The 12,526-nt window shown below is 75.6% G+C and carries 12 protein-coding genes; 5 read left to right on the top strand and 7 right to left on the bottom strand.

From position 1 onward, the window contains the following. A partial coding sequence (locus tag AB0F18_RS18445; protein WP_362061559.1) for an MFS transporter occupies positions 1–1,197 on the bottom strand: 1,197 nt, incomplete at its 3' end. Between the two features lie 71 nt (positions 1,198–1,268). On the opposite strand from AB0F18_RS18445, the gene AB0F18_RS18440 reads away from it, so the two are divergent. Together AB0F18_RS18440 and AB0F18_RS18435 are read left to right on the top strand one after the other, a co-directional pair. Then, positions 1,269–2,024, top strand: coding sequence for a DeoR/GlpR family DNA-binding transcription regulator (locus AB0F18_RS18440; protein WP_362061556.1), 756 nt, complete (start codon positions 1,269–1,271; stop codon positions 2,022–2,024). 4 nt (positions 2,025–2,028) lie between these two features. Continuing rightward, a complete protein-coding gene (locus AB0F18_RS18435; RefSeq protein WP_362061553.1) occupies positions 2,029–2,637 on the top strand; it encodes an HAD family phosphatase in 609 nt (202 codons plus the stop codon). A gap of 9 nt (positions 2,638–2,646) precedes the next feature. Here AB0F18_RS18435 and AB0F18_RS18430 read toward each other — a convergent pair whose 3' ends face one another. The 4 genes from AB0F18_RS18430 to AB0F18_RS18415 form a co-directional block, all read right to left on the bottom strand. Continuing rightward, positions 2,647–3,414, bottom strand: coding sequence for an SOS response-associated peptidase (locus AB0F18_RS18430; RefSeq protein WP_362061550.1), 768 nt, complete (start codon positions 3,412–3,414; stop codon positions 2,647–2,649). A 106-nt stretch (positions 3,415–3,520) separates the two neighbouring features. Next, a complete protein-coding gene (locus AB0F18_RS18425; protein WP_362061547.1) occupies positions 3,521–3,826 on the bottom strand; it encodes an SHOCT domain-containing protein in 306 nt (101 codons plus the stop codon). Between the two features lie 117 nt (positions 3,827–3,943). Then, positions 3,944–4,609 carry a response regulator transcription factor gene (locus AB0F18_RS18420; protein ID WP_362061544.1) on the bottom strand — a complete coding sequence of 222 codons (666 nt, stop codon included), beginning with the start codon at positions 4,607–4,609 and terminating at the stop codon, positions 3,944–3,946. Continuing rightward, entirely contained in the window at positions 4,606–5,811 is a 1,206-nt protein-coding gene (locus tag AB0F18_RS18415) for a sensor histidine kinase (RefSeq protein WP_362061541.1), read from the bottom strand. The genes AB0F18_RS18420 and AB0F18_RS18415 overlap by 4 nt, the downstream gene beginning before the upstream one ends. A 179-nt stretch (positions 5,812–5,990) precedes the next feature. Between AB0F18_RS18415 and AB0F18_RS18410 the strand changes: the two genes are divergently transcribed. From AB0F18_RS18410 to AB0F18_RS18400, 3 genes are all read left to right on the top strand, one after another. Beyond that, positions 5,991–6,242 (top strand): hypothetical protein, encoded by a 252-nt coding sequence (locus tag AB0F18_RS18410; RefSeq protein WP_362061538.1) that lies wholly within the window; start codon positions 5,991–5,993, stop codon positions 6,240–6,242. Positions 6,243–6,418: 176 nt separating this feature from the next. Then, positions 6,419–6,916 (top strand): hypothetical protein, encoded by a 498-nt coding sequence (locus tag AB0F18_RS18405; RefSeq protein ID WP_362061535.1) that lies wholly within the window; start codon positions 6,419–6,421, stop codon positions 6,914–6,916. A 128-nt stretch (positions 6,917–7,044) separates the two neighbouring features. Beyond that, on the top strand, positions 7,045–9,162 hold the full coding sequence (locus AB0F18_RS18400; protein WP_362061532.1) for a SpoIIE family protein phosphatase: 2,118 nt from the start codon (positions 7,045–7,047) through the stop codon (positions 9,160–9,162). A 4-nt stretch (positions 9,163–9,166) separates the two neighbouring features. On the opposite strand, the gene AB0F18_RS18395 is transcribed toward AB0F18_RS18400, so the two are convergent. Continuing rightward, on the bottom strand, positions 9,167–10,372 hold the full coding sequence (locus AB0F18_RS18395; protein ID WP_362061529.1) for a PP2C family protein-serine/threonine phosphatase: 1,206 nt from the start codon (positions 10,370–10,372) through the stop codon (positions 9,167–9,169). 97 nt (positions 10,373–10,469) lie between these two features. Next, a complete protein-coding gene (locus AB0F18_RS18390) occupies positions 10,470–12,521 on the bottom strand; it encodes a prolyl oligopeptidase family serine peptidase (protein ID WP_362061526.1) in 2,052 nt (683 codons plus the stop codon). Positions 12,522–12,526 lie beyond the last annotated feature (5 nt).

The raw sequence follows: 12,526 nt of genomic DNA, 5'->3' as shown, positions 1-12,526 counted from the left end.
GGCCGCCGCGGCCGCGGCGGCGGTGGCCGGGGCCGGGCGGAGCGCCGGTGCGGCCAGGGCGGCGAAGGCGCAGCAGGCAACCGGCAGCAGCAGGGCCGGGCCGAGCGGCACGAGGCGGGTGAGCGGGCCGATGACGGCGGGGCCGGCGAGCATGCCGAGGTAGCCGAGGCCGGCCACGCGCGACACATTGGCCCCGGCGGCGTCCGGGTCGGCGTGGCCGGCGGCGCTGAACAGCTGCGGGACGCAGCCGGAGAGGCCCGCGCCGAAGAGGGTCCAGCCGGCCAGCGCCACCGGTACGGCGGGCGCCGCGACGGCCAGGGCGAGGCCGGCCCCGGCGAGCGCGGCGCCGCGGCGCAGGACGGCGACGGGGCCGATCCGGGCGGCGAGGCGGTCGGTGAGGAGCCGGCCCGCGGTCATGGCGGTGGCGAAGGCCCCGTACGCGAGGGCGGCGGTGGCGGCGGGCGCGCCGAAGGAGTCCCGGAGGTGGAGCACGCTCCAGTCGTTGGCTACGCCCTCGCACAGCATCAGGAGGAAGGCCAGCACGGCCAGCATCCGGATGCGCGGCGGCGTACGGCGGCGGGTCCGCGCGGCGGGCCGCGGCCCGGGGGCGGCCGCTGGTTCCGCGCGCAGCAGGGCCGGGGCGACGAGGAGGGCGAGGAGGAGCCCGCCGAGGGCGGTGGCGCCCAGGGTGACGGCGGGGGGCCGGCCGGTGCCGAGCGCGAGGGCCCCGGCCAGGGCGGCGAGCACGCCGCCGATGGAGAACACGGCGTGGAAGGCCGACATGACGGGCCGCCCGTAGCTGCGTTCCACCTGGACGGCGTGGGTGTTCATGGCGACGTCCAGGCATCCGTTGCCGAAGCCGAGCAGCAGCAGGGCCCCGCCCAGGGAAGGGGCGTCGCGGGCCAGGGCGGGCAGCACCACCGCGGCGCTGCACAGGGCCGCGCCGGCGGGGACGGCCAGGCGGGCGCCGAGGCGGTCGGTGAGCGGGCCGGCCAGCCGCATCCCGGCGAAGGCCCCGGCTCCGAGGAGCAGCAGGAGCCAGCCGAGCAGGGCGTGGCCGACGCCCGTGCGCCGTTCCACGAGGGGGATGTGGACGATCCACATGCCCATGACGAATCCGTTGAGCGCGAAGCAGGCGGTGGTCGCCCTTCGCGCCTTTCTGAGTGCGGCCGTCGGTGCGGCTTTCTCCGTCTCCATGAAACGAACATAACAAACATGTTCAATGTTCGAAGCTTGCGTTTCAAACACACAGAATGTTCAATCGGGGGATGAGTGCAGAACGCCTGAGGCAGATCACCGACGCCGTGCGCGCCAGTGGCAGCCGGAGCGTCGCCGAGCTCGCGGAGCTCACCGGCGCCTCCGAGATGACGATCCGCCGCGACCTGGAGGCCCTCGCCGAGCAGGGGGTGCTGGAGCGGTACCGGGGCGGGGCCCGCAGCCTGCTGCTGCGCGGCGAGGAGACCCCGTTCCCGCTGCGCGCCCGGGACGGGCTGGAGGTCAAGCGGCGCCTCGCCGCCGAGGTCGCCGCCCTGCTGGCGGACGGGGAGTCGGTGGTCCTGGACAGCGGGACCACCTGCCTGGAGGTGGCCCGCGCCCTGCACCACCGCAGGCTGACGGTGATGCCGCTGTCGCTGCACGCCGCCAACGCCCTGGCCGACGCGCCCCGCCTGACGCTGCTGCTGCCGGGCGGGGCGCCGCGCCGCGGCGAGCTCGCCCTGACCGGGCCGCTGACCGAGGCCTCGCTCGCCGCCCTGCGCTTCGACACAGCGGTGATCGGCTGCTGCGGCCTGACGGCGGCCGACGGGCTGACCGCCTACGACCTGGCCGACGCCGCCGTCAAGCGCGCGGCGATCGCCTCGGCCCGCAGGGTCGTCGCCGTCACCGAGTCCGCGAAGCTCTCCCGCACCGCCCTGGCCCATGTCCTGCCGGCCTCGGCGCTGCACGCCGTCGTCACCGACCAGGCGGCGCCGCAGGACGCGACCGACGCGCTGGCCGCGGCCGGCGTCACTGTACGAAAGGTGTGACGGGATGACCGAGACCCCCGCGACCCTGCTCTTCGACATGTTCGGCGTCATCGCCCGGCTGCAGTCCCCGGCGGGCAAGGCCCGGATCGCCGAGACGGCCGGGGTGCCCGAGGCCGCCCTCTGGGAGGCCTACTGGTCCCTGCGGCCGCCCTACGACAGCGGCCGGGTGACCGGCCCCGGATACTGGGGCCTGGTCGCCGACGCCCTCGGTACCCGCTTCGACGCGGACCGGACGGCCGCGCTCGTCGAGGCCGACGTCGCGAGCTGGAGCGCGGTGGACGAGGAGATGGTGGCCCTGATCGGGGAACTGGCGGCGTCCGGGCGGACCGTCGCCCTCCTGTCGAACATCCCGGAGGAGCTGGCCGCCCACTACGAGCGCCACCACCCCTGGCTCGCGCATTTCCGGGTGCGCGCCCTGTCCTGCCGCATCGGCCACGCCAAGCCCGAGCCGGCGGCGTACGAGTGGTGCCTGCGGGAGCTCGCGGTGGCGGCGGGCGGCGTGCTGTTCGTCGACGACCGCGAGGAGAACGTCCGGGCCGCCGAATCCCTCGGCATGCAGGGCCACGTGTTCACCTCGGCGGCCGCACTCCGCGCGGTGCTCGGGCTGTCCTGAGCCCGGTGGTCAGGGGCGGCGTTCCCCGGGAGGGGCGGGCGGCCGCGCCGGGGCGTCGGCGAGGAGTTCGGGGCCGTTGTTGCGGACGCTGTTGACCGCCGTGCTGACCGCGCGGGCCTCCAGGCGGCCGCCGGCCGGGGTGGCGAGGAGGGCGCGCAGGGCGTGCGGGTCCTCGTGCGCGGGGTCGAGCCAGGCGTCGTAGTCGGCGGGGGCCAGGGCCAGGGGCATCCGGGGGTGGACGCGGCCGGCGGCGTCGGTGGCCTCGGTGGTGATGACGGTGCAGGTGGACCACCAGGCGGCCGGGTCGTCGGGGTCCGTGACGGCGGGGTCGCGCCAGAACTCGTACAGGCCCGCCATGGCCATCACGGAGCCGTCCTGCGGGCTGATGAAGTAGGGCTGCTTGTAGGCCTTCGCGGTGGCGGTCGCCGGGACCGCCTGCCACTCGTAGAAGCCGTCGGCGGGCAGCAGGCAGCGGCGTTTGGCGAAGGCCCGGCGGTAGGCGGGCTGCTCCCCCACCGTCTCGACCCGGGCATTGATCATCCTGGCGCCGCCGTCCGCGCTCTTGGACCAGGACGGCACGAGCCCCCAGCGCAGGGCCCGCAGCTGCCGCTCCAGGACCCCGCTCTCCCGGTCGGCGCGCTCCAGGACGGCCCAGACCTGGTCGGTCGGGGCGACGTTCCAGCTCGGCGGGAGGACGGGGCCGGCGCCGGGCGCGGTGGCGTCGAAGAGGCTCGTCAGGTCCTCGGGGCTGCGGGTGGAGACGTAGCGGCCGCACATGGCTCCAGCGTGCCACGCGGCCCGGGCCCGGCGGCGTGAGGCGCCACCGGGCCCGGGTGCGGTCTCGGACGTACAGGTCGTGCCGGGAGTAGGCCGATGGCCGCCGTCACACCGGACCGTCCTTGAGGGTGCGGCCGAACTGCTCGTCCAGGACGGACAGCCGGCGCCAGTACTCGTCCTCGTCGATCTCGCCGGAGGCGAAGCGCCGGCCCAGGATCGCGATCGGCGACTGCTCGGTGTACGCGGCCGCCCGGGCGGTCTGCCACGGTGCGCGGCGGCCGCCGCGCCAGACGGTGCGGCGCAGCACGGTGAGGACCGTGACCACGACGGCCGCCCAGATCAGGGGGACGAACAGGATCCACGGGCCGGGCCCGTCGTAGGCGAGGGTGGTGAGGGTGGTGAGGGTGTCCATGGCGTTTCAGCTCCTCGGAAGTGCCGGTGTCCCTTCGTGTGACGAGACTGGCTCCGGGAGGGGGTCCGGGGCGTCGTACGGGCGGCTGCACCTCGGGTACTTCCGCCGGAGTACGGGTCAGCCGAGCCAGCCGGGGCGGACCAGCCCCGACTCGTAGGCCAGGACCACCAGCTGGGCGCGGTCCCGGGCGCCGAGCTTGACCATCGTCCGGCTGACGTGCGTCTTCGCGGTGAGCGGGCTGACGACCAGGCGGCGGGCGATCTCCTCGTTGGACAGGCCCATGCCGACCAGGGCCATGACCTCCCGCTCGCGGTCGGTGAGCCGCTCCAGCCCCCCGGCGGAGGCGGGTGCGCGGGAGCGGGCGGCGAACTCGGCGATCAGGCGGCGGGTGACGCCCGGGGAGAGCAGCGCGTCCCCGGCCACCACCGCCCGCACCGCGCGCAGGAGTTCCTCGGGCTCGGTGTCCTTGACCAGGAAGCCGGAGGCGCCGGCGCGGATGGCCTCGAAGACGTACTCGTCGAGTTCGAAGGTGGTCAGCATGACCACCCGCACGTCCGTGAGCGCGCCGTCGCCGGTGAGGGCGCGGGTGGCGGCGAGCCCGTCGAGCACGGGCATGCGGATGTCCATGAGCACGACGTCGGGGCGCAGTTCGCGGACCAGCCGGACGGCCTCCCGTCCGTCGGCCGCCTCCCCGGTCACCTCGATGTCGGGCTGGGCGTCGAGCAGGGCCCGGAAGCCGGCCCGTACGAGCAGCTGGTCGTCGGCGAGCAGGACGCGGATCACGGGTCCTCCCGGTACGGGGCGGGCTTCAGGGGGAGGGTCGCCCGGACGCGGAAGCCGCCGTCGGGGCGCTGGCCGGCTTCGATCCTGCCGCCGAGTGCGGCGGCCCGCTCGCGCATTCCGGCGAGGCCGTTGCCGCTGCCTCCGGCGGGGCTGCCGGTGGCCGGGCCGTCGTCGTCGACGCGTAGTTCGAGGGTGTCGGGCCGCCAGCCGATGCGGATGCGGGCGGTGCGCGAACCGGAGTGCCGTACGACGTTGGTCAGCGCCTCCTGGAGGATGCGGAAGGCGGCGAGGTCGGCGCCGGGCGGCAGGGCACGGGCCCGCCCCACGGTATCGGTGGCGACGGCGAGCCCGGTGGCGGCGGCCTGTTCGACGAGCTCGGGGAGGCGGTCGAGACCGGGGGCGGGGGCGCGCGGGGCTCTGCCGGGGGCGCGGAGGGTGTCGAGTACCTGGCGGACCTCTCCGAGGGCCTCCTTGCTGGCGGCCTTGATGGTGGTCAGCGCCGTACGGGCCTGCTCGGGGTCGGTGTCGAGGAGGGCCAGTCCGACCCCGGCCTGGACGTTGATCACCGAGATGCTGTGGGCGAGCACGTCGTGCAGCTCGCGGGCGATGCGCAGCCGCTCCTCGTCGGCCCGGCGGCCGGCTGCGGCCGCCCGCTCGGCCCGCTCGCGGGACCACTGCTCGCGGCGTGCGCGGACCAGCTCCGAGACGGCGAGCATCGCGAGCACCCAGGCGGTGACGCCCAGCTCCTGCCCCCAGGGGGCGGGTCCGTCCCCGGCGGGCGGCAGCCACCGGTAGAGCCAGTGACCGATCAGCAGGTGCCCGGCCCAGAGCAGGCCGACCGCGCCCCAGGCGGCCTTGCGGTGCCCGGCCGTGACGGCGGCGAAGCAGGCCACGGCCAGGCTGACGAAGACCGGCCCGGCCGGGAAGCCGGCCCCGACGTACACCAGCGTGACGGCCCCGACCCCGTACGCCACGGCGACCGGGTGGCGGTGGCGTACCACGAGCAGCGCGGGCCCGAGCAGGAGCAGGATCCGGGCGAAGGCGTCCAGCGGCACCCGGCCGGTCTGCGCCTGCGCGGCCCATCCGGAGCCGGCCTGGGCGAGGACCGCGACGAACAGCGCGGACCGCCAGGCCGGGCCCCGCCCGGTCCGCTCCACCCAATGCCGCCACGGGGGTCCCGGGCGTGCGCTCCGCGTTTCCATACCGTCACGCTAGACCGGCGCTCCCGTCACCGGCGTCACCCCTGCGTAGCGTTCCCGCCGTACTCCCCCGGTAGTACACCGGGGTACGCCGCCCGTCGGTACACCGGGTACGCCGCCCGGGGCGCCGGTGCCGATCGCGTCCGGATGCGTGCGTCCCGGGCCGCGTCCAGGGTGGAGGGATGGAGCACGCGCCGATCGTCGTACACCGCATCTCCCCGTCGGGCGGCCGCCGGGTGAGCCTGCGCGCCGAGGGCCGCGAGACGGTCCTCGGCGTCGCGCACACGGACCCCGACGTCATCGAGTTCCTGCGCCGCGCCGAGGTCCCGGACCCCGACGAGGTGGTCCTCGGCGGCGCGCTCCCGCTGATCGAGTGGCAGGGCGACGCCCCGCACGTCTACGAGGCGGAGCCGGCGGACACCGACGTCCCCTGACCCCCGCCCCTCCCCCGACCCGGCCCCACCCCCGCGACCGCCGTTTTCCGGCCATGGTTGACACGCGCATGACATCCCTCCTGACTTCTCAAGACCCCTGTGGCACGCTCCCTGGCGCACTCGGTACCGCCCTCGCACCACACCCCCACAAGGACGTGTCACGGAGGAGCGACATGATGCACCGCGCGAAACTCGCCATCGCGGCCCTGGCCCTCGCGGCCACCGCCGGCAGTGTCACGAGCGCCGCCGCCCTCGGCCCCGCCGCCGACCAGAAGGCCGACGGCGTCATCGTGGTCTCGGGCAACACCTGCACCTGGACCAACGCCCGCACCAGCGCCAATCCCCCCACCGCCCTCACCGTCGACCGCACCAGCATCAACAAGCCCGGCGGCAACCTCTCCTGCGACGGCGGGATCACCGCCTCCCTCAACAACGACCCGGCCTTCACGTTCGACGACGCGACCGCCACCGCCCGTACGGACCTGATCGACATCACCGGCCAGCAGAGCTTCATCTCCTGCCGCTACAAGGCCGCCAACATCGTGTGGGACCGCGACGGGACCACCCGCAAGTACGTCAACCGCGCCTTCACCGCCACCAAGGCCTCGGGCAGCTTCCTGTGCCCGGGCTCCGTCACCACGGCGGCCGGGGGCGCCTCCATGCTCTTCCACTGACCGTCCGGCCGGGGCACCGCGCGCACGCGGCGGTGCCCCGGCCCCTCCCCGATGGCCCCCGCCGGGTCGCCGGGCCGGATCCGGGGCATCAGCATGGAAGGAGCTCCGTCCGGGTGAGGAGGCCGGTGATGGCCGATGCGCAGCCCGCTCCGCCGGCCGACGGCCCCGGGGAGGACACCCCTGCGACCCCGCCCGCCCCACCGGCCCCGTCCCGGCCGGCCGGATCCCCGTCGGCGGGCGGCCTCCTCGACGTCCTCGGCGTGGCCGCGGTGGTCCTCGACTCGGAGGGCCGGATCAGCCTGTGGAGCCCGCAGGCCGCCGTCCTCTTCGGCTACCCGGCCGAGGAGGCGCTGGGCCGGTTCGCGGCGACGCTGCTGGTGGACGAGGAGAACCGGGACGAGGTCCTGGGCCTGTTCGCCCAGGTGATGGCGGGCGAGGGCGCCTGGGCCGGCTCCTTCCCGGTACGCCACCGCGACGGTCACACCGTCCTCGTCGAGTTCCGCAACATGCGGCTCCAGGCCGACCACGGCGGGATGTACGCGCTCGGGCTCGCCTCCGAGCAGGCCACCCTGCGCCGGGTCGAACGCGACCTGGCCCTCTCCCTGCGGATGGTCGACCAGTCCCCCATCGGACTGGCCGTCCTCGACACCGACCTGCGGTACGTCCTGGTCAACCCGGCCCTGGAGCGGATCAACGGCGTACCCTCCGAACGGCACCTCGGCCAGCGGATCGGGGACATCCTGCCCTTCCTGGACGCCCTGGCCGTCGAGGCCCGGATGCGCGAGGTCATGGAGACCGGCGTGCCGGTACTGGACAACTTCACCACCGGCCGGATCTCCGAGGACACCGGCGAGCGCGCCTGGCTGGTGTCGATCTACCGGCTGGAGGACCAGTCCGCCCGGGTGATCGGCGTCGCCGTGTCGGTCGTCGACGTGACCGAACAGCACCGGGCCGCCGTCTCCGCCGCCCACGCCCGGCGCCGCCTGTCACTGATCGCGGACGCCTCCGTGCGCATCGGCACCACCCTCGACCTGGACATCACCGCACGGGAGCTGGCCGACGTCGCCGTGCCGGAGATCGCCGACATCGCCGCCGTCGACGTCCTCGACACCGTGCTGACGGGCGGCCGCCCCGGCGACGGACCGGCCGAGCGGGCCGTACGGTTCCGGGCGCTGGCGGTGAAGGCCGCCTACCGCACCCCCGCCGAGGAGGCCGCCGACCCCGTCGGGGACGTGGCCCTCTACCGCACCGACCGGCTGGTGGCCCGCTGCGCCGGCACCGCCCGGCCCGTCCTCGTACCGCACGTCTCCCCGGAGGACCTGCCGCGCATCGCCCGCGACGAGAACGCCGCCCGGCTGCTCGGGGAGGCGGGGGTGCACTCCTACCTCGCGGTCCCGCTGATCGCCCGCAGCCAGGTGCTGGGCACGCTCGACCTCAAGCGCGCCCGCAACCCCGTGCCGTTCGGCCAGGACGACGTACTGCTCGCCTCCGAACTGGCCGCCCACGCCGCCGTGTCCATCGACAACGCCCGCTGGTACCAGCGCCAGCGGCACGCCGCCCTCGCCCTCCAGCGCCACCTGCTGCCGCAGCACCCGCCGGACGCCCCCGGACTGGACATCGCCTACCGGTACCAGCCGGCCGGGGCGGCCGACGAGACCGGCGGCGACTGGTTCGACGTCATCCCGCTGACCGGCGACCGGACCGCCCTGGTCGTCGGCGACGTGATGGGCAGCGGCATCAACGCCGCCGCGACCATGGGGCAGCTGCGCGCCACGGCCCGGGCGCTGGGCCGCCTCGGCCTCGACCCGGCGACCGTCCTCACCCACCTCGACGCGGCGACCGCCGACCTCGGCGAGGCCATGGCCACCTGCGTCTACGCCGTCTACGACCCGCACTCGCGGCTGTGCCACATCGCCACGGCCGGCCACCTGCCCCCCGTGCACCTGCGCAGCGGACGCCATCCGCGGCTGCTGCAGCTGACGACGGCCGTGCCCCTGGGCGTCGGCGGCGTCCCCTTCCACACCTCCGCCTTCACCCTCGGCGAGGGCGACGAGCTGGTCCTCTACACGGACGGGCTGGTCGAGACCCGCGACCAGGACATCGACACCCGGCTGCTGACGCTGACCGACCTGCTGGCCGGTCCGCACCGCCCGATCGAGGAGACCTGCGACCTGCTCCTGTCCGCCCTGCGCCGCCCCGACACGCACGACGACGTCGCCCTGCTCATCGCCCGCGCCCACGCGTGACGGGTCAGGGGTGCGCGGGCCGGGAGCGGATACGGGCCGTCAGGACGGCGACGTCGTCCTCGGCGTGGCGGGCGTCGAGGCCCGCGACGAGCGCGTCCACGGCCTCCGCCGCGCTCGCGCGGGCCGGCAGGCGCAGGGCCGTCAGCCGGGCCAGGGAGGCGTCGATGTCCTCGCCGCGCCGCTCGACGAGCCCGTCCGTGTAGAGGACCAGGGTCTCCTCGGGGGTGAAGGGGTGCGCCGCCGACTCGTAGCCCCCCAGGCCCGTGCCCAGCGGCGGGCCGACCGGTACGTCCAGCAGCCGGCCGGTGCCGTCGGCCGCGAACACCGCGGGCGGCAGGTGGCCTGCGCTGGCGAAGAGGACGATGCCGCGCGCCGGGTCCACCCGGGCGAGCAGACAGGTCGCGGGGCGGCGCGCCGCGTCCTCGGCCACCAGGGAGTCGAGCTGGCGCAGGACCCGGTGCGGGGCGAGCTCGGTGGAGGCGACCTCGCGCAGGGTGGAACGGTAGGCGTTCATGTCCACGGCGGCGTCCAGGCCGTGGCCCATCACGTCGCCGACCACCAGCAGGGTCCGGCCGAAGTGCAGCCGGACCGTCTCGAACCAGTCGCCGCCGACCAGGGTGCTCGGCCCGACCGGCAGGTAGCGGCCGGCGATCAGCAGGTTCGGGTGCGGCCGGCCGGGGTCGGCGACGAGGGCCCGCTGGAGGTTGAGCGCCACGCGTTCGGTGGCGGCGAGCCGCCGGGCGTGGCGGATGTGCACGGCGGCGACCCGCGCCGCGAAGTGCAGGGCCGCGGCCTCGTGGTCGGTGAAGGCCTCACCGGTGCGCGCCACGAGGAGGGTGCCGTACGAGGTCCCGTGCCGGGCCAGCGCCACCGACAGGCCGTGCACCGGGGCGCCGCCCGGGCTCAGGGTCCAGCTGCGCAGCGGGTGGCCCTCGTCGACGGCACGGACGGCGGGCCGCCCGCCGGGCACCGGGGCGGGGGCCGGGGGGCGGATCAGGCCGGCCGCCCCGGCCACGGCGACGCGCTCGGTGCGGCCCTCGGCGGTCAGGTCGACGGCCGCCGCGTCGCACAGGGTGCGGAAGAGGAACGCGGCGAGTTCCCGGCAGGTGGTGCCCTCGTCGTCGCCGGTGCCGATCGCCTCCAGGGTCTCGGCCGGCGACGGCGCCTGGTGCGGGGTCCGGCCGGTGGGCCGGCCGTCGTGATCCGACACGTCTCCTCCGCTCCTGCGCCCGTCCGGCGGCCCCGCGGCCGTCGGACGGTCCATTCCACCAGCCCGGGCGCGGTGGGCGGGGCAGCGCGCCGGGCGGTCACCTCGGCGGGGTCAGGCGCTCCCACAGGAAGGTGTGCACGAGCGCCTCGTTGAAGGCGGTCTGCTGGTGGTCGGTGGCTCCGGAGTGGCCGCCGCCGAGGTGTTCGTGGAAGAGGACGGGGTGGCCCGCCTCCCGCAGCCGGGCGGCCATCTTGCGGGCGTGCCCGGGGTGGACGCGGTCGTCGCGGGTGGAGGTGAGCAGGAGCAGCGGCGGGTACGGGGGGCCGTCGGCGCGGATCCGGTGGTACGGGGAGATGGCTTCGAGGTGGGGCCGGTCCGCGGGGTCGTCGGGGTCCCCGTACTCGGCGGTCCAGCTGGCTCCGGCGAGGAGCTTGTGGAAGCGGAGCATGTCGAGGAGCGGTACGTGGGCGACGACCGCGCCGAACAGTTCGGGTTCGCGGGTGAGCATCGCGCCCATCAGGAGGCCGCCGTTGCTGCCGCCCTCGATGCCGAGCTGGGCCGGGGTGGTGATGCCGCGGGCGGTGAGGTCCCGGGCCACGGCGGCGAAGTCCTCGTAGGCCCGGACGCGGTTCGCGCCGAGGGCGGCCTGGTGCCAGGCGGGCCCGTACTCGCGGCCGCCGCGGATGCCGGCGACGACGTACGTACCGCCGCGCCCGAGCCAGGCCCGGCCGGTGACCGCGCTGTAGTGGGGGACCATGGAGATTTCGAAGCCGCCGTAGCCGTAGAGCAGCGCGGGGCCGGGGCCGGGGCGGTCCTCGGGGCCGATGACGAAGTAGGGCACGCGCGTGCCGTCGGGCGAGGCGGCGAAGTACTGGCTCACGGTGAGCCCGGCGGTGTCGAAGAGGGCGGGGGCCTGCTTGAGGATCTCGCCGCCGTCGCTGCCGGCCTCGCCCCGGTAGAGGGTGGAGGGCTGGAGGTGGCCGGTGACGTCGAGGAGGTACTCGTCGCTCTCGTCGGGGTCGGTGCAGGTCACCGTGGCCGTCGACAGGGGCGGTACGCCGGCCAGGGGTGCGCGGGTCCAGCCGTCCGGGCCGGGGGTGAGGAGCTCCAGGCGGGAGGAGACGTCGGCGCGGGTGCGCAGGACGAGGTGGTTGCGGGTCCAGTCGTATCCGGCGAGGGCGGTGCGCTCGTCCGGGGTGAACAGCACCTGCGGGGTCCGCTCCCCCGCGCGGTAGGCGTCGAAGCCGAAGGCGAGGAGGCTGCCGGCGGGGTGTCCGAGCCAGGGCGAGCGGGGGTTGACGAGCAGCCACTCGCGGTGGACGCCGGTGACGGCGTCGTCCGGTACGTCGATCTTCTCCGGCGGGGCGGCGGGGTCCTCGGGGAGGAGGAACAGCTCCTGGTTCCAGAAGTCGATGCTCCGGCAGGCGAAGTCCCGTTCGAAGCCGGGGGTGTGGTCGCGCCAGCCGGAGGCGGAGAGGTCGGCGGGCCGGCCCTCGAAGACGGTTTCGGCCTCGTGCAGGGGGGTGCCGCGGCGCCAGCGGCGGACCTGGAGGGGGTAGCCGGAGGGGGACATGGAGCCGGGGCCGAAGTCGGTGCCGATCCAGAGGCGGTCGCGGTCGATCCAGCCGACCCGGGTCTTGGCCTCGTCGACGGTGAAGCCGTCCTCGACGAACTCCAGGGTCTCCAGGTCGAACTCGCGCACCACGCAGGCGTCGGCGCCGTCCCGCGACAACATGACGAGGGCGTGGCGGTGGCCGGGGGCCAGGACGCTGCTGCCGGCCCAGGCCCACTTCTCGCCCTCGGCCTCGGCCAGCGCGTCCAGGTCGAGGACGGTCTCCCAGTCCGGCCGCTCGGTGCGGTACTGCTCCAGGGTGGTCCGGCGCCAGATGCCGCGCAGACGGTCGGCGTCCTGCCAGAAGTTGTACAGGTGGCGGCCGCGCCGGACGACGTAGGGGATGCGGCCGTCGTCGTCGAGGACCTCGCGGACCTCGCGCTCCAGGACCTTGAAGGCGGGGTCTGCGGTCAGCGCGGCGACGGTCTCCGCGTTGCGCTCCCGTACCCAGGAGAGGGCGGCCTCGCCGGTGACGTCCTCCAGCCAGAGGTAGGGGTCGTCGTCGTGGTCGGCCGGGCGGGGGGCTTCATCGCTCATTCCGC

It is taken from the genome of Streptomyces sp. NPDC029216 (assembly GCF_040648015.1).
GTDB lineage: Bacteria > Actinomycetota > Actinomycetes > Streptomycetales > Streptomycetaceae > Streptomyces.
This window is presented reverse-complemented; position numbering and strand designations above follow the sequence as displayed.

What these genes read in the sequence shown, in the direction of transcription:
- AB0F18_RS18435 (WP_362061553.1), top strand. Translation starts at nt 2,029, where the DNA reads ATGACCGAGACCCCCGCGACCCTGCTCTTCGACATGTTCGGCGTCATC.
- AB0F18_RS18430 (WP_362061550.1), bottom strand. Translation starts at nt 3,414, where the DNA reads ATGTGCGGCCGCTACGTCTCCACCCGCAGCCCCGAGGACCTGACGAGC.
- AB0F18_RS18425 (WP_362061547.1), bottom strand. Translation starts at nt 3,826, where the DNA reads ATGGACACCCTCACCACCCTCACCACCCTCGCCTACGACGGGCCCGGC.
- AB0F18_RS18410 (WP_362061538.1), top strand. Translation starts at nt 5,991, where the DNA reads ATGGAGCACGCGCCGATCGTCGTACACCGCATCTCCCCGTCGGGCGGC.
- AB0F18_RS18415 (WP_362061541.1), bottom strand. Translation starts at nt 5,811, where the DNA reads ATGGAAACGCGGAGCGCACGCCCGGGACCCCCGTGGCGGCATTGGGTG.
- AB0F18_RS18400 (WP_362061532.1), top strand. Translation starts at nt 7,045, where the DNA reads ATGGCCGATGCGCAGCCCGCTCCGCCGGCCGACGGCCCCGGGGAGGAC.
- AB0F18_RS18405 (WP_362061535.1), top strand. Translation starts at nt 6,419, where the DNA reads ATGCACCGCGCGAAACTCGCCATCGCGGCCCTGGCCCTCGCGGCCACC.
- AB0F18_RS18390 (WP_362061526.1), bottom strand. Translation starts at nt 12,521, where the DNA reads ATGAGCGATGAAGCCCCCCGCCCGGCCGACCACGACGACGACCCCTAC.
- AB0F18_RS18440 (WP_362061556.1), top strand. Translation starts at nt 1,269, where the DNA reads ATGAGTGCAGAACGCCTGAGGCAGATCACCGACGCCGTGCGCGCCAGT.